Annotated in this window: 12 protein-coding genes; 5 read left to right on the top strand and 7 right to left on the bottom strand. The window is 71.9% G+C overall.

Features of this window, described 5'->3' with window-relative positions; all coding sequences use genetic code 11:
- Nucleotides 1-58 precede the first annotated feature (58 nt).
- From AB0D48_RS00555 to AB0D48_RS00545, 3 genes are all read right to left on the bottom strand, one after another.
- Nucleotides 59-787 carry a hypothetical protein gene (locus tag AB0D48_RS00555; RefSeq protein WP_362389392.1) on the bottom strand — a complete coding sequence of 243 codons (729 nt, stop codon included), beginning with the start codon at nucleotides 785-787 and terminating at the stop codon, nucleotides 59-61.
- 130 nt (nucleotides 788-917) lie between these two features.
- Nucleotides 918-2,744: an acyl-CoA dehydrogenase gene (locus AB0D48_RS00550; RefSeq protein WP_362389391.1), complete on the bottom strand. Its 1,827-nt coding sequence runs from the start codon at nucleotides 2,742-2,744 to the stop codon at nucleotides 918-920.
- Between the two features lie 365 nt (nucleotides 2,745-3,109).
- A complete protein-coding gene (locus AB0D48_RS00545; RefSeq protein WP_362389390.1) occupies nucleotides 3,110-3,754 on the bottom strand; it encodes an NAD(P)-binding domain-containing protein in 645 nt (214 codons plus the stop codon).
- 105 nt (nucleotides 3,755-3,859) lie between these two features.
- Here AB0D48_RS00545 and AB0D48_RS00540 point away from each other — a divergent pair, with 105 nt between their 5' ends.
- Both AB0D48_RS00540 and AB0D48_RS00535 read left to right on the top strand, forming a co-directional pair.
- Nucleotides 3,860-4,246, top strand: coding sequence for a helix-turn-helix domain-containing protein (locus AB0D48_RS00540; RefSeq protein WP_362389389.1), 387 nt, complete (start codon nucleotides 3,860-3,862; stop codon nucleotides 4,244-4,246).
- Nucleotides 4,247-4,710: 464 nt separating this feature from the next.
- A complete protein-coding gene (locus AB0D48_RS00535) occupies nucleotides 4,711-5,178 on the top strand; it encodes an SseB family protein (protein WP_362389388.1) in 468 nt (155 codons plus the stop codon).
- 65 nt (nucleotides 5,179-5,243) lie between these two features.
- Here AB0D48_RS00535 and AB0D48_RS00530 read toward each other — a convergent pair whose 3' ends face one another.
- The gene (locus AB0D48_RS00530) at nucleotides 5,244-5,450 is read right to left on the bottom strand and encodes a hypothetical protein (protein WP_362389387.1); all 207 of its coding nucleotides are present in this window, start codon (nucleotides 5,448-5,450) and stop codon (nucleotides 5,244-5,246) included.
- A gap of 222 nt (nucleotides 5,451-5,672) precedes the next feature.
- Here AB0D48_RS00530 and AB0D48_RS00525 point away from each other — a divergent pair, with 222 nt between their 5' ends.
- Entirely contained in the window at nucleotides 5,673-6,668 is a 996-nt protein-coding gene (locus tag AB0D48_RS00525) for a pirin family protein (protein ID WP_362389386.1), read from the top strand.
- A gap of 62 nt (nucleotides 6,669-6,730) precedes the next feature.
- Here the strand turns inward: AB0D48_RS00525 and AB0D48_RS00520 are convergent, their stop codons facing one another.
- The gene (locus tag AB0D48_RS00520) at nucleotides 6,731-7,822 is read right to left on the bottom strand and encodes an AI-2E family transporter (RefSeq protein WP_362389385.1); all 1,092 of its coding nucleotides are present in this window, start codon (nucleotides 7,820-7,822) and stop codon (nucleotides 6,731-6,733) included.
- Between the two features lie 39 nt (nucleotides 7,823-7,861).
- Complete coding sequence (locus AB0D48_RS00515) at nucleotides 7,862-10,057, bottom strand: SpoIIE family protein phosphatase (RefSeq protein ID WP_362389384.1); 2,196 nt, start codon at nucleotides 10,055-10,057, stop codon at nucleotides 7,862-7,864.
- Nucleotides 10,058-10,216: 159 nt separating this feature from the next.
- On the opposite strand from AB0D48_RS00515, the gene aspS reads away from it, so the two are divergent.
- Nucleotides 10,217-12,034: an aspartate--tRNA ligase gene (gene aspS, locus AB0D48_RS00510; protein ID WP_362389383.1), complete on the top strand. Its 1,818-nt coding sequence runs from the start codon at nucleotides 10,217-10,219 to the stop codon at nucleotides 12,032-12,034.
- A gap of 102 nt (nucleotides 12,035-12,136) precedes the next feature.
- Here aspS and AB0D48_RS00505 read toward each other — a convergent pair whose 3' ends face one another.
- Nucleotides 12,137-13,699 (bottom strand): VWA domain-containing protein, encoded by a 1,563-nt coding sequence (locus AB0D48_RS00505; RefSeq protein WP_362389382.1) that lies wholly within the window; start codon nucleotides 13,697-13,699, stop codon nucleotides 12,137-12,139.
- 294 nt (nucleotides 13,700-13,993) lie between these two features.
- On the opposite strand from AB0D48_RS00505, the gene AB0D48_RS00500 reads away from it, so the two are divergent.
- Nucleotides 13,994-16,081 carry a PhoX family phosphatase gene (locus AB0D48_RS00500; protein ID WP_362389381.1) on the top strand — a complete coding sequence of 696 codons (2,088 nt, stop codon included), beginning with the start codon at nucleotides 13,994-13,996 and terminating at the stop codon, nucleotides 16,079-16,081.
- The last annotated feature ends 28 nt before the right edge of the window (nucleotides 16,082-16,109 follow it).

Genomic DNA, 16,109 nt, shown 5'->3' with positions numbered 1-16,109 from the left:
GCGGCGGTTAGCCGAGAGGTCGGAACCGCGGGGTGTGTGATCTGCGGTCCGTCGATGCTCAGCCCGGCGGGCGCTCGAATCTGCGGTGCAGTTGTCTGCGCTCGCCCCGGCGGATGCGCGGGAGCATCTCCGGGGTCTGCGCGGAGCGCTGCGCGCGTCTCTTGCGTCCGGCGCAGAAGATACAGGCCTCGCCGGGCGGCGCGTCGGGATCGATGGGAGCGCCGGGGTGCTCGGAGCAGCCCGAGGCGTTGCGCGGCCGGGACAGTTCGCGGGCGACGATGAAGGCGCGGTGCAGGTCGTCGGCGATGCGGACGAAGTCCTCGGCGGGCGAGGCCAGGCTCAGGTGGAAGCGCTGGTCCTCGACCGTACGCAGGCACGCGCGCAGCGCCTGGAGCGTGTACGGGCCCTCCGGCACGGGGTAGCCGAGGCGCCGCTGCTCCCCGGCGGGGCCGGCGGCCCGGCCGCCCTGCAGCCGCCGCCCGAGGCGCCGGCGGTCGTTGCAGATGAGGCAGCGGCCCCAGCCTTCGGGCGCTTCGGGGTCGAGGGCGCCGTTGGGGTGTTCGGGGCAGCCGGTGTAGCTCTTGGCGGGTGCCAGCCCGGCGGCGGTCTGGAAGGCCACGTAGAGGGCGTCGGCGATCCCGTCGTACTCGGCGGGGTGCGAGCCGTCGTACAGCTCGCGCAGGTGGTCGCCGAGGCTGCCCAGGCTCGCCTGCAGCTCCTTGAGGGCGTACGGCCGCCCGGTGGGGACGGAGTACCCCCTGCTGCCGTGCTGATCCTGTGGACTCATGCGTACGAGCGTCCCATGAACGACCGACAACGGGGAAAGCCGCAGGACACAGGCCTGTGGCTGGGTACGGCAGCGGCCGGGCCCCCGTGCGGGAGGGCCCGGCCGCTGGACGTTCAGCGCGCGCTGAGGCCTAGAACGCGGCCTCGTCGAGCTCCATGAGGGAGTTGTCGACGACCTCGGCCAGCTGGCGCTGGACCGAGACGCCCGGGAGGACCTCCGCGGCGAAGAACTTCGCGGCGGCGATCTTGCCGGTGTAGAACGGCACGTCCTTGGGGGAGGCGGTGGCGAGCTTCTCGGCGGCCACGGCCGCGCCCTTGAGCAGCAGGTATCCGACGACCACGTCGCCGGAGGCCATCAGCAGGCGGGTGGTGTTCTGGCCGACCTTGTAGATGTTCTTGACGTCCTCGCCGGTGGCGGTGAGGTCGACGATCATCTGACCGACGATGGCCTCCAGGTCCACGGCGGCCTTGGCGAGCGCGTCGCGGGCGCCGGCCAGCTCCTCGCCGCCGACGGCCTCGGCCAGGAACTTCTTGATCGTCTCGGAGAGGACGTTCAGGGAGGCGCCCTGGTCACGGACGATCTTCCGGAAGAAGAAGTCCTGGCCCTGGATGGCCGTGGTGCCCTCGTAGAGGGTGTCGATCTTGGCGTCGCGGATGTACTGCTCGATCGGGTACTCCTGCAGGTAACCGGAGCCACCGAAGGTCTGCAGGGACTGCGCGAGCTGCTCGTACGACTTCTCCGAGCCGTAGCCCTTCACGATCGGCAGGAGCAGGTCGTTCAGACCGACGAGGGAGGAGGCGTCCTCGCCCGCGGCCTGCTTGAGCTGGATCTCGTCCTGGACGGAGGCGGTGTACAGGACGAGGGCGCGCATGCCCTCGGCGTACGCCTTCTGCGTCATGAGCGAGCGGCGCACGTCGGGGTGGTGCGTGATGGTGACCTTGGGCGCGGTCTTGTCCATGAAGTTCGCCAGGTCCGGGCCCTGCACGCGCTCCTTGGCGTACTCCAGCGCGTTGAGGTAGCCGGTGGAGAGGGTGGCGATGGCCTTCGTGCCGACCATCATCCGGGCGAACTCGATGATCATGAACATCTGGCGGATGCCGTCGTGCTTGTCACCGATCAGCCAGCCCTTGGCGGGGTGCTGGTCGCCGAAGGTCATCTCGCACGTGTTGGAGGCCTTGAGGCCCATCTTGTGCTCGACGTTCGTCGCGTAGACGCCGTTGCGCTCGCCCAGCTCGCCGGTCTCCCAGTCGAAGTGGAACTTCGGGACGAGGAAGAGGGACAGGCCCTTGGTGCCCGGGCCGTGGCCCTCGGGACGGGCGAGGACGTAGTGGAGGATGTTCTCCTCCATGTCGTGCTCACCGGAGGTGATGAAGCGCTTCACGCCCTCGATGTGCCAGGAGCCGTCGGCCTGCTGGATCGCCTTGGTGCGGCCGGCGCCGACGTCCGAGCCGGCATCCGGCTCGGTGAGGACCATGGTGGAGCCCCAGCGCTTCTCGACGGCGATCTGGGCGATCTTCTTCTGCGCCTCGTTGCCCTCTTCGAAGAGGACGCCGGCGAACGCCGGGCCGGAGGAGTACATCCAGACGGCCGGGTTCGAGCCGAGCAGCAGCTCCGCGTAGGCCCAGATGAGGGAACGGGGCGAGGTGGTGCCGCCGATCTCCTCGGGCAGGCCCAGGCGCCAGTACTCCGAGTCCATGAAGGCTTCGTAGCTCTTCTTGAAGGAGGCCGGGACCGGCGCGGTGTTGGTGGCCGGGTCGAAGACCGGCGGGTTGCGGTCGGCGTCCGCGAAGGACTCGGCCAGCTCGTTCTCGGCGAGGCGGGTGAGCTCGGAGAGGACGCTCTTGGCGGTGTCGGTGTCCATCTCCTCGAACGCACCGGTGCCGTACAGCTTGTCGCGTCCGAGCACCTCGAAGAGGTTGAACTCGATGTCGCGGAGATTCGACTTGTAGTGCCCCATGGCGACGGCTCCGTTAAGGCTCGGGGAGACAGGTTCCTCGTACATACCAATCGGTAACGTAATGATGCTACCCACCGGTAATAAGACGCAACCCCTGGCGCGCGACTGTGACGGGTGTCAAGTCCCGGCGGCCGGAGCGAGCGCGGCGGGGCGACCTGGCCAGAGCGACCGCGAGCGGCAGGGAGTCCGCCCCGCACCGGCCGGGAGCCCGCCCCGGCCGGGAGCCCGCCCCGCACCGGCCGGGGCTCCCCAGCCCGGCCGGGACGGAAGTCCGCCCCGCGCGGGCTCCGCGCGCTTCAGGCGGCGGCCCGCGCGCGGTTCCGGCCGCCGCCTCCGCGCGGTTCAGGCGGACGTCTGCGCGCGGTTCAGGCGGACGGGTGCGCGGGCTCCGGGAAGGCCAGGCGCGGCGAGCCGCCCGCCCACCACACGCCGATCACGAACGCGGCCGTGGCCTCCACGTACACCGCCCGGTCCAGTCCGCCGGCCGGCATCGGGCTCCAGCCCATCGCGGTGATCAAGCCCGCGACGCGCTCGGCCGCATGCGCGTCGTCGGCGCAGAACGGCACCGCCGGAGGGGTCTCGCCGAACGCCCCGGCCGGCAGGTCCCACACGCTCGCGTGGACCAGGTTGAAGGCCTTCACCACGTGCGCGCCGGGCGCCGCCGCCTGGATCCGGCCGGCCACGCTCTCCCCGGCTCGGGTCGTCAGCATCACCCCGTCCGGGCCCGGGGCCAGCGGGTTCGTGCAGTCCACGACCGTCCGCCCGGCCAGCGCCGCCGCGTGTTCCTCCGCCAGCGCCGGAGCCGCCCCGGCCGGTACGGCGAGCAGCGCCACCTCCCCGTACTCCGCCGCCCGCGCCGGGGTTCCGTGCCCGGCCCCCCCGATCCGCCGTGCGAGCGCCTCGGCCGCCGCCCCGTCGCGCCCGCCGACGAACACCTCGTGCCCGGCCCGCGCCCAGGCGCCACCCAGGGCCGCCGCCATGCCTCCCGTACCCAGTACACCGATCCGCATCGTTGCCCGCCCCTCTCGTTCCGCTCGTCCGGTCAGTTCGGTGGCTGACGCTACGAACGCCGACGCACACCGTCCGGTGTCCATCGGCGGGGGCAGGATGGCGGCATGGAGAAGCTGTCCGATCCGGCTGCGGGCCTGCCGGAGCTCACGTACACGGCGGACTGCCGGGCGCGCGTCGCCTTCGAAGTGCTGGCGAACCGCTGGGACAGCGTCGTGGTCTTCACGCTCGGCGTGACGGGTCCGATGCGGCCGCGGGCGCTGGTCGCGCGGATCGGGGGGATCAGCCCGAAGGTCCTGAACGAGGCGCTGCGGCGGCTGGAGTACAACGGCCTGGTCGAGCGCCGCCCGTACGCGGAGGCGCCGCCGCGCGTCGACTACGCCCTGACCGAGGCCGGTACGGCACTGCTCACGCCTATGCGGGCGATGGGCGCCTGGGCCACCCGGTACGCGGACGCCGTGCTCGACGCGCAGGACCGGTACGAGGCGCGCTGAGCCGGCCGCCCATGGGTGCGGCGGTCGGTCGTGCGCGTGACGGCGAGGGTCACGGGGGCCCCCTCGCCGACGTGCACGAGCGATCACGTCGGCGATGAGTCCACGGATGCAGAGCCGGAGATCGGGACGGGGCCGGTCCCGTGCGCCCGTACGGCCCGCCGCAGCGCGCGGACGGAAATGGCAAGCACCCCCTTTGACTTGGCCTCCGCATGCCCGCGGGAGGGCAGTTGCGGCAAGGGCAGCGGCGGTGATCGCCCCGGGCCGGCCGACGGGTACGCCGGAGGCGTACCCGTCCCCGTCCGGGCCGAGCGGGCCGACGGTCCCGCCCGCGCCGTCGCGGGCAGCGGATGGGGCTCTGTTCCTACGCGCCCTGAAGGCCGGTGAGCCGGCCGGCTGATGCCCCTCCGGGCAGCGGTGGCCGGTACCGGCCGGTACGGCCGCAGTCGCTCGGTAGTCTGTGCCGCATGTACGGCTACGACCAGACTCCGGGCGCCCAGCAGCAGTACGCTCCGCCGCAGCCCCCGCCGCAGCAGGGCTACGCGCAGCAGCAGCCGCCGCTGTACCCCGAGCCGTCGCCGCCGTCGCTCGCGGACGCGGTGCGCGCCTTCACGACCGGTCAGCTCGCCGCCGAGGACTTCCAGCAGATCTTCGCCGGCTCGAAGGTCTACTGCCCCCGCGGCGAGACCCCGGGCTTTCTGGCGCTGCACAACACGCAGCAGCCGGTCATCCCGATGTTCACCACGCTCAAGGAGCTGCGCCGGTACGCCGGCAAGGAGTCCAAGTACTTCGTGATCACCGGCGCGGAGGTGATCGACCTGCTGCCCACCGGGTACGGCTTCGTCCTCGACATGGAGGGCGACCACCGGATGGTCTTCGACGCGAAGGCCGTCGAGCAGATGGTCGACTTCGCGATGCGCCGCATGTACGGCTGACGCCTTCCCGGAGGCGGCCGTCACGGCGGCGGCCTTCCCGGAGGCGGCCGTTACCGCCTCGGCTGTTACGGCGTCGGGGCCGGCAGCGCCGTGACCCCGACCATCCCGTCGGCCCCGACCGGCGACGTCGTGTCGTCGAGGTGCCGTACGCCCGTCACGTGCCGGGGGGCCGGGAGGCGGCCCGTGCCGGCAGGGGCCCACACGACGGCCGGCTCGGTGCCGTCGCGGTCGAACCGGCACTGCCGGACCCCGTCCGGCAGCCCCGCGGCCACGCCGTTCCCGCAGGAGTGGATCCGGGGGCGTGACGTGCGGTCACGGCGCACACCACGGCGAATCAACGAGGAAGACACGGTGGTCGTCGAGCCGTAACCGGCCGAAGGTCCGTACGGCCTCTCGCACCCGCCCGGGAATGACCCGGGCGGGTGCTCTGTTCTGTCGGGTGTGGCAGAAAGTTCGAGTTTCAACTAAACTCGACGCAGAAGGAGGTTCCGACCATGCCTGCAGTGACTGTGGAGAACCCGTTGACGCTCCCCCGTGTCGCGGAGCCCGCCCCGGAGACCGCCGCCCGCAAGGTGCTGGCCGTCACGACCGCCCCGGGCGGCTTCGAGGGTGAGGGATTCCCGGTGCGCCGCGCGTTCGCGGGGATCAACTACCAGTACCTCGACCCGTTCATCATGATGGACCAGATGGGTGAGGTGGAGTACGCGCCGGGCGAGCCCAAGGGCACCCCGTGGCACCCGCACCGCGGCTTCGAGACCGTCACCTACCTGATCGACGGAACCTTCGTCCACCAGGACAGCAACGGTGGCGGCGGCGTCATCAACGGCGGCGACACGCAGTGGATGACCGCCGGATCGGGCCTGCTGCACATCGAGGCCCCGCCGGAGTCCCTCGTCGTGTCCGGCGGGCTCTTCCACGGCCTGCAGCTGTGGGTGAACCTCCCCGCCAGCGACAAGATGATGCCCCCGCGCTACCAGGACATCGGCGGAGGCCAGGTGCAGCTGCTGTCCACCCCGGACGGCGGCGCGCTGCTCCGCGTGATCGCCGGTGAGATCGGCGGCCACCAGGGCCCCGGCATCACCCACACCCCGATCACGATGATCCACGCGACCGTCACCCCGGGCGCGCAGATCACCCTGCCGTGGCGCGAGGACTTCAACGCCCTGGCGTACGTCCTGGGCGGGCGCGGGTCGGTCGGCGAGGACCGCAGGCCGGTCCACACCGGGCAGACGGCCGTCTTCGGCGAGGGCGGCTCGCTCACGGTGCGGGCGGACGAGTCGCAGGATTCCAACGCCCCGGACCTGGAGGTCGTCCTCCTCGGCGGCCGTCCGATCCGGGAGCCGATGGCGCACTACGGTCCGTTCGTCATGAACAACAAGCACGAACTCCAGCAGGCCTTCGACGACTTCCAGGCCGGCCGGCTGGGGCGCATCCCCACCACCGCGCGCACGGGCCTCGGCCACCGCGGCGCCGGCGAGGCGGACGACTGACAGGGCCGCGGGACTGAACGCCGTACACAGCGGAACGGGCTCCCGGGCGGGAGCCCGTTCCGCTATGCGGGGCCGGCAGGCCCGGCCTCCGTACCGGAGCCGGCAGTCCCGGGCGCCGTGCCGGCGCCGTACCGCGTGCGCAGCTCCGAGACCACCCCGAAGGCGGCCGCGGTCAGCGGCACGGCGAGGAGCATCCCGAGGATCCCGGCGACGCTCGCCCCGGCCGTGATGGCCAGCATGACCACGGCCGGGTGCATCTGCACCGTGCGGCTCTGCACCACGGGCTGGAGCACGTACCCCTCGATCATCTGGACCACCAGCACCAGGCCGAGCGCCCACAGGCCGATGGCCCAGCCCCGGTCGACGAGGGCGACGAGGACCGCCACGGCGCCCGAGAGGAACGCGCCGAGGTAGGGGATGTAGGCGGTGACGAACACCAGGGCGGCCAGGCCCAGCGCGCCCGGCACCCGCAGCACCAGCAGACCCGCCCCGATCAGCACGGCGTCGACGAGCGCGACGAAGCTGGTCCCGCGCATGAAGCCCTCGACGGCCTCGAAGGCGCGCCGCCCCATCGCCTCCATGAGGTCCCCCGAACGGCTGGGCACCAGTGCGCGCAGCGTTCCCGCCGCCCGGTCGGAGTCGCGGAGGAAGAAGAAGATCAGCACCAGCGCCAGCAGGGCCGTCGCGATCACCGTCCCCACCACGCTGAGTCCGGCCACCACGCCGGAGGCGGCCGTCCCGCCGAACTTCGCGAGCAGGTCCTTGGAGTTCTTCGCGACGTCCTCCAGCGAGGTGCCGAGCGCCCCGAAGTGCTCAGCGAGGACCTCGCCGGCCCGCCGGAGCGAGTCGACGATCTGGTCGCCGGTCTCGATGAGCGCGAGGACGACGATGTACGACGCCCCGCCGACGACGGCGACCACGGCGAGGCAGGTGAGGGCCGCGGCCAGCGAGCGGTTGACCTTCATGCGGACCAGCCGCCGGTGCATCGGCCCGAGCAGGGCCGTGCCCAGAACGGCGAGCAGCACGGGCGTCACGACCGTCCGGAAGACGGCGCACAGCCAGACGACGACGGCGAGCACGGCGGTGACGAGGAGGGCGACGGCGCACCAGGCGGCGAGTCGCCTCACGGGCTCGGGCAGCAGGGGAGTCGGCACGGCTGTATCCAAACACGGCCGCTGTCCGCCGTCCGGGGGTCAGTCCAGCGGGTCGGAATCGGGTTTCGACTGCTCGTGGACCTCGAACCAGATGGACTTGCCCTCGCCGCGCGGGTCCACCCCCCAGGCATCGGCCAGCATCTCCATCAGCAGTACGCCGCGGCCGCTGGAGGCCATCTCGCCGGGGTGCCGCTTGTGCGGGAGCTCGTCGCTGGAGTCCGCAACCTCGACGCGCAGCCGGCGTCCGCCCAGCTCGCCCACCGCCTCCGCGACCAGGAGCGCGTCGCCGTCGGTGTGCACCAGTACGTTCGTCACCATCTCGGAGACCATCAGCACCGCCGAGTCCACCTGCTCGGGGTCGGCCCAGTCGTGCAGCAGCTCGCGGATCTGGCGGCGGGCGCCCGCGATCCGCTCCGGTTCGGCCTGGGCCACGGTGAGTATCGTGCGGCGGGCCGGGCGGCCGGGGTGCAGCTGCGGGGAACCGCAGCCGCAGCCGCCGCCCTCGCGGCAGAGCAGCACCACGGCTATGTCGTCCTCGCGGCGGTCGGCCAGCGGGCCGGTGGTGTGGTGCGAGGAGGGCCCGTGGACGGCTTGGACCAGCAGGTCGGCCAGCCTTTCGAGGTGCCCGTCGAGGTGTCCGCCGTCGGCGGGCGTCTCGGCCTCCAGGATCGCGCGCAGCCGGGCCCAGCCGGTGTCCAGGTCGTGGCCGCCGGTCTCGATGAGCCCGTCGGTGCACAGCATCATCGTCTCGCCGGGTTCCAGGGTGAACCGGGTGGTGGGGTAGTCGGTGTCCGGGACGATCCCGAGGGGGAGGCCGCCGGCTGTGGGGCGCATCAGGACGGTGCCGTCCGTCATCCGGATCGCGGGGTCGGGGTGGCCGGCGCGGGCCACCTCCAGCAGCCCGGTCCGCGGGTCGCACTCCACGTACAGGCAGGTTGCGAAGCGCGGGCTCTGGAAGTCCGGGTCGGCGTCGCGGCCGGAGTCCGGGTCCTCGGGGGAGTCGGACTCCTGCGAGGAGCACAGCCCGGCCAGGAAGCGGGAGGCGCGGGAGAGCACCGCGTCCGGGCGGTGGCCCTCCGACGCGTACGCCCGCACCGCGATCCGCAGCTGGCCCATCAGCCCGGCCGCGCGCACGTCGTGGCCCTGCACGTCACCGATGACCAGCGCGAACCGTCCCGAGGGCAGCGGGATCATGTCGTACCAGTCCCCGCCGACCTGGAGCCCGCCGCCGGTCGGGACGTACCGGGCGGCGATCTGCATGCCGGGGATCTCGGGGCCGAGCTGCGGCATCATCGACCGCTGCAGGCCCGTGGTGAGTTCCCGTTCGGATTCGGCCACCCCGGCGCGCTGGAGGGCCTGCGCGAGCATCCGGGCCACGGTGGTCAGCACGGACCGCTCGTCGGGCGAGAAGGACACCGGGTGCTTGAAGGCGGCCATCCAGGCGCCCATGGTCCGTCCGGCCACGATCAGCGGCAGGAAGGCCCAGGAGACCCGGCCGAAGCGCTGGGCGAGCGGCCACGTGGCCGGGAAGCGCCGTTTGTAGTCCTCAGGACTGGGCAGGTAGATCGCCCGGCCGGTACGGACGACCTCCGCGGCCGGGTAGTCCGTCTCCAGGGTCATGTCCGCGAAGGGGCCTTCGTCCCCCTGGCCGTGCCCGTGGTGCCCGATGATCGACAGCCTGTCCCCGGCCACGCCGAAGACGGCCAGGCCGTCCGGACTGAAACCGGGCATGGACAGCGAGGCCGCGACCCGCAGCACCTCCGCCGTGGAGCGGGCCTCCGCCAGCGCCCGGCCCGCGTCCAGCAGGAAGGCCTCGCGGGAGCGCCGCCAGTCTCCGGTGATCGGCGTGTGGATGGCGGTGGTGCCGGGCTGCGGCTCGGCGATCTCCTGGATGGTGCCGATCAGCTCGTAGTCGACGCTGCCGTCGGGGCCGCGGTTCTCCAGCGGCTTGGAGCGGCTGCGTACGGTCCGCAGGACCCGTCCGTCCTCGTCCATGATCCGCAGCCTGGCCTCGGCGAGCGTGCCCTCGGCGACGGCCAGGTTCACGATGCCGTTGATCTCGTTCCAGTCCACCGGGTGGAAGCGCGACCGTACGGCGACCTCCGGCAGCACCACGGGCTCGGCGGGCAGCCCGAGGAGCCGGGCGGCCTCGGTGTCGAGGGTGACCGTCCCGGAGGCGTTGTCCCATCTCCACAGACCGGTCGCGATGGCGGCCAGGACGTCCTCGGTGCGCACCCGGTCATCTTTACAGGTCGTCGCACTCACGTGCCTGTTCTCCGGCCCCGGCGGGCACGTTCGGGCAGGCCCGGCGGGCGTGCCCGACCCGCCCCCCGCCCGGACGGTAACCTTGTGAGGGTTGAATCCACCCTGGTATCGCGAAGAACTGGATGACTGATGCATCGGTACAGGTCCCACACCTGCGGCGAGCTCCGCGCCTCTGACGTCAACGCCGACGTCCGGCTGAGCGGCTGGCTGCACAACCGTCGAGACCTGGGCGGCATCCTCTTCATCGATCTGCGTGACCACTACGGCATCACGCAGCTCGTGGCCCGTCCCGGCACCGCTGCCGCCGCCGTCCTGGACAAGCTCTCCAAGGAGACCGTGGTCCGGGTCGACGGCAAGGTGGTCTCGCGCGGCGCCGAGAACATCAACCCCGAGCTGCCGACCGGCGAGATCGAGATCGAGGCCGCCGAGGTCGAGGTGCTCGGCGCGGCCGCCCCGCTGCCCTTCACGATCAACACCGACGACGGTGTGAACGAGGAGCGGCGCCTGGAGTACCGCTTCCTCGACCTGCGCCGCGAGCGCATGCACCGCAACATCATGCTGCGCTCGGCCGTCATCGCGGCCATCCGGCACAAGATGGTCGCCCTCGGCTTCAACGAGATGGCGACCCCGATCCTCACCGCGACCTCCCCCGAGGGCGCCCGTGACTTCGTGGTGCCGTCCCGCCTGAACCCGGGCAAGTTCTACGCCCTGCCGCAGGCCCCGCAGCAGTTCAAGCAGCTGCTGATGATCTCCGGCTTCGACCGGTACTTCCAGATCGCGCCCTGCTTCCGCGACGAGGACGCCCGCGCCGACCGCTCGCCGGGCGAGTTCTACCAGCTCGACGTGGAGATGTCCTTCGTCGAGCAGGAGGACGTCTTCCAGCCGATCGAGCGCCTGATGACCGAGCTCTTCACCGAGTTCGGCAACGGTCGCGAGGTCACCTCCCCCTTCCCGCGGATCCCGTTCCGCGAGTCGATGCTGAAGTACGGCAACGACAAGCCCGACCTGCGCGCCAAGCTGGAGCTCGTCGACATCACCGACGTGTTCGAGGCCTCGGAGTTCAAGGCCTTCGCCGGGAAGCACGTGCGCGCCCTGGCCGTCCCGGACACCGCCGGGCAGCCGCGCAAGTTCTTCGACGGCCTCGGCGAGTACGCGATCTCGCTGGGCGCCAAGGGCCTCGCCTGGGTCCGCGTCGGCGAGGACGGTGCCCTGACCGGCCCGATCGCCAAGTTCCTCACCGAGGAGAACGTCAAGGTCCTCACCGAGCGCCTGGGTCTGGTCCCCGGCCACGCCGTGTTCTTCGGCGCGGGTGACTTCGACGAGGTCTCCAAGATCATGTCCGGCGTTCGCGTCGAGGCGGCCAAGCGCGCGGGCCAGTTCGAGGAGAACGTCTTCCGCTTCTGCTGGATCGTCGACTTCCCGATGTACGAGAAGGACGAGGAGACCGGCAAGATCGACTTCTCCCACAACCCCTTCTCCATGCCGCAGGGCGGGATGAAGGACCTGGAGGAGAAGGACCCCCTCGACATCCTGGCGTGGCAGTACGACATCGTCTGCAACGGCATCGAGCTGTCCTCCGGCGCCATCCGCAACCACGAGCCCGAGGTCATGCTGAAGGCCTTCGAGATCGCGGGCTACGAGGCCGAGACCGTCGAGCGCGAGTTCGCCGGCATGCTGCGCGCCTTCCGCCTCGGCGCCCCGCCGCACGGCGGCATCGCCCCGGGCGTGGACCGCATCGTGATGCTGCTGGCCGACGAGCCGAACATCCGCGAGACCATCGCCTTCCCGCTGAACGGCAACGCGCAGGACCTGATGATGGGTGCGCCCACCGTCCTGGAGGAGTCCCGCCTGCGCGAGCTGAACATCGCGCTGCGCAAGCCGGTGGAGACGAAGCCGGCGGACGCCAAGCCGATCGCCGAGGCCGTCCACCCGGACGCCGCGCGGTAACTCGTACGAGGTGTGACGAAGGGCCCGGGATCCAAGGATCCCGGGCCCTTCGTCGTGTCGTGTCCGGACGAGATTCCTGTCGGGACGAGATTCGTGTCCGGACTAGAACCGCTCGAGGACGCCCTTGAGGAGGGCGGCGGAGGTCAGTTCACGGGGGGCCGGACCGGCGTGGAAGAAGCCGGCGTTCTCGGCGTCCAGCTTGCGCAGGAAGTCGAAGGCCTTGGCGTCGTGGTCGCCGAAGGCGACGAACTGCCAGTGGATGCCGGGAGCGGTGGTGGCCGCGTCGGCCAGGGCCGCCTTGGCGGGCTGCCGGTTGTCGGGGGCGCCGTCGGTCTGGAAGACGACCAGGGCCGGGCCATCGCCGCCGTCCTTCTGGTAGTGCTCGACGACGGCCTCGACGGCGACGTGGTAGCTGGTGCGGCCCATCCGGCCGAGTTCGGCGTGGCGGGCCTCCACCCAGGCCTCGTCGTGGCTGTCGAGGGACAGGTCGGCGGTGCCGTCCAGCTCCGTGGAGAAGAACACCGTGTGGACGGTGGCCTCGTCGTCCAGGTGGGCGGCGAGGGCGAGGGCGTGGTCGGCGAGGTACTGGGCGCTGCCGTCCTTGTAGAACCCGCGCATCGATCCGGACCGGTCCAGGACGAGGTACACCTTGGCGCGCGCTCCGGCCTTGTCCTTGCCCTTGAGCACCTGCCCGGCGGCCTTGTAGGCCCCGGCCACCCCGGGCGCCCGCCGCCGCACCGCGGCCGCGGCGTTGGCGGGCCCTTCCGCCCCGGCCTCGGCGGCCGGCGGCTCCGCCTCCGGTACGGTCTCGGGCTCGGCGTCCGCGGCCGGCTCCGCCTCGGCGGTGACCGGCTCGGCGTCCCGTGCGGTCTCGGGCTCGGCCTCGTCGGCCGACGGCTCGGCCTCCGGTACGGTCTCGGGCTCGGCCTCGGCGGCCGGCGGCTCGGCCTCGGCCTCGGGGTTCGCCGTGGCGTCGGCCTCGGCCTTGGCGTCCGGCTCGGCCTCGGCCTCGGCGGCCGGCCGCTCGGCCTCCGGCTCCGGTACGTCGGCCTCGGCCGCAGCCGGCTCCGCCTCGTGCGTGGTTTCAGGCTCGGCTTCGGGCTCCGCCGCGGGGGCGGCCGCCTCCGGCTCGGCGGCCGGCGACTCGGCTACCGGTACGGTCTCGGGCTCGGTGACCGGCTCGGCCTCCGCGGCCGGCTCCGCCACTGCCTCGGCCTCGTCGGCCGACGGCTCGGCCTCGGCCTCGGGGTTCGCCGTGGCGTCGACCTCTGCCTTGGCGTCCGGCTCGGCCTCGGCGTCGGCCTCGGGGTCCGGCTCCGGCGCCGCGGCCTTCGCTGCGGGTGTCACGGGCCCGGTGGGGTCCTGCTGAACCGCCGGAGGCGAGGGGCGGCGGGCTTCCGGGACCGTGGGGTCCGACGGCGGGGCCGCCGCCGGAGACGGGTCCGGGGCCGGGGCCGTGAGGACCGTGCCCGGTTCGCGGTCCCGCGGTGCGGACTGCGGGGGGACGGTGGGGTTGTCGAAGGACGCGGCCACCATTTCGGCCGCAACGTCCAGGGGGGTGCGTTCCGTCTGGCTCGGGAGGTTCGCCGAGGGGGCGTCCGAAGTCTCCGGAACGGGTTCCGCCGACCGTCCGAACACCTTGCGCAACAAGCTCCGAATACCCATGGGCCAGGCCTTTCGCATGAGTGCGTGCGTCATTTGTCCGTGCTGCGCGGATGATCCCTGCCCAGAGTGGACACGTAAGGTTATCGGCCGCCCGGCTGGATCTTCGGGAGGGGCACCTTTCGTGGCGTCCGGCTTCCGGACGCGCTCACCCCCTTCCCGAACTCCCGCTCCGACGCGCCGGGTTCACCGACCGTTCATCCCCGCGCCGCCGCTTCGGCGCAACTCCCGCCTAGCGTCACCGCTGGATTGTTCCGACACGTTGTCGGCGCCCACGCAGCTACTCGGAGGACACTCGTGCGCAAGCTCCTGCCGCTCATCGGCAACCCGCATGGGAGCGGTCGTTCCGCTCTCACCTGCCGCTACCGCTGCGGCGACGCCTGCTTCCACGAGGTGCCGAACACCAGCGACAACGAATACGCCGGCGATGTCATAGCCCGCGCGTACTCCCGCCGCTCGATGCTGCGTACCGCCGCCGTCGTGACCGTCGCCACCGCCGCCGGCACCGCCGTCGCCCTCGGCGGTCCCGGCCAGACCGCCAACGCCACCCCCGCCGGCGAGGCCGAGGGCGCCGGCGCCTCCAAGAGCGGTGAGGCCGCCCGCGGTCTGCGCTTCAAGGCCGTCGCGCCGAACACCGACGACAAGGTCACGGTCCCCGAGGGCCACGACCAGAACGTGGTCATCCGCTGGGGCGACCCGATGGTCAAGGGTGCCCCGGGCTTCAACGCCGACAAGCAGACCGCCGCCGCGCAGGCCGGTCAGTTCGGCTACAACAACGACTTCTTGAGCCTTCTCCCGCTCGGCGGCGACTACGAGCGCCAGCAGCTGCTCGTGGCCAACCACGAGTACACCGACGAGAACCTCATGTTCAAGGGGTACGACCCGGCCAACCCGACCCGCGAACAGGTCGAGATCGCCTGGGCCGCGCACGGCCTGTCCGTGGTCGTCGTCCAGGAGGACCACCGCAGCGGCAAGCTGACCGCCGTCACCCGCCACCAGCTCAACCGCCGCCTGACGGCCACCAGCGAGTTCAAGCTGACCGGCCCGGCCGCGGGCAGCGCCCTGCTGAAGACCTCGGTCGACGCGACCGGCACCAAGGTGCTCGGCACGCTCAACAACTGCGCCGGCGGCACCACCCCGTGGGGCACCACCCTCCACGGCGAGGAGAACTTCAACCAGTACTTCGGCAATGCCGGCCAGGTCACCGACCCCACCCAGGCCGCCCGCCTGAAGCGCTACGGCGTGACCGCCGGTGCCACCGAGCGCAAGTGGGAGCGGTTCGACAAGCGCTTCGACGTCGTGCAGGAGCCCAACGAGTCGCACCGCTTCGGCTGGGTCGTCGAGCTCGACCCGTACGACCCGAACTCCACCCCGCGCAAGCGCACCGCGCTCGGCCGTTTCAAGCACGAGGCCGCGCAGCCCCGCCTGACCGAGGACGGCCGTCCCGTCGTCTACATGGGCGACGACGAGCGTTTCGACTACTTCTACAAGTTCGTCTCGTCGAAGCAGATGAAGAAGGGCAACTCGCGCGCGGCGAAGGAGCACAACCTCACGCTGCTCGACGAGGGCACCCTCTACGTCGCCAAGCTGACCGGCGACTCCCCGGCCGCCGCCATCGACGGCTCCGGCACGCTCCCCGCCGACGGCGAGTTCGACGGCTCGGGCGTCTGGATCAAGCTCGCCAGCGGTAACGTCTCGCATGTCGAGGGCATGACCGCCGAGGAGGTCTACGTCTTCACGCGGCAGGCCGCCGACAAGGTGGGCGCGACCAAGATGGACCGTCCCGAGGACGTCGAGCCGTCCCCGCGCACCGGTCGCGTCTACATCGCGCTGACCAACAATACCGACCGGGGCAAGCCCGGCAAGGCGGGTGCGGACGAGGCCAACCCGCGCAACCTGAACAAGCACGGCCAGATCCTGGAGCTCGCCGAGAACTTCGACGACCCGGTCGGCGACGGCTTCGCCTGGCGGCTCTTCCTCGTCGCCGGTGACCCGAACGACCCGGCGACCTACTTCGCGGGCTTCCCGAAGGACAAGGTCAGCCCGATCTCCTGCCCGGACAACGTGGCCTTCGACCCGCACGGCAACCTGTGGATCTCCACGGACGGCAACCAGCTCGGCTCCCACGACGGCCTGTTCGGTGTCGCTACCGCCGGTGACCGCCGCGGTGAGCTGAAGCAGTTCCTGACCGTCCCGCGCGGCGCCGAGACCTGTGGCCCGCTCGTGCAGGACAAGCGCGTCCTGGTGTCCGTGCAGCACCCGGGTGAGATCGACGGCGCGTCCGTCGAGAAGCCGCAGTCCGTGTGGCCCGACGGCCCCGGCAAGATCGTCCGCCCGGCGGTCGTCTCCGTCTGGCGCAAGGACGGCAAGAACATCGGCGTCTGATCCAGCGGATGAGCACGCCCAGTTGAAC

The sequence above is a fragment of the Streptomyces sp. NPDC048269 genome, from assembly GCF_040652395.1.
Classification (GTDB): Bacteria; Actinomycetota; Actinomycetes; order Streptomycetales; family Streptomycetaceae; genus Streptomyces.
Note: the sequence above shows the minus strand (reverse complement) of the source record. Positions and strands in the feature narration are given on the sequence as shown.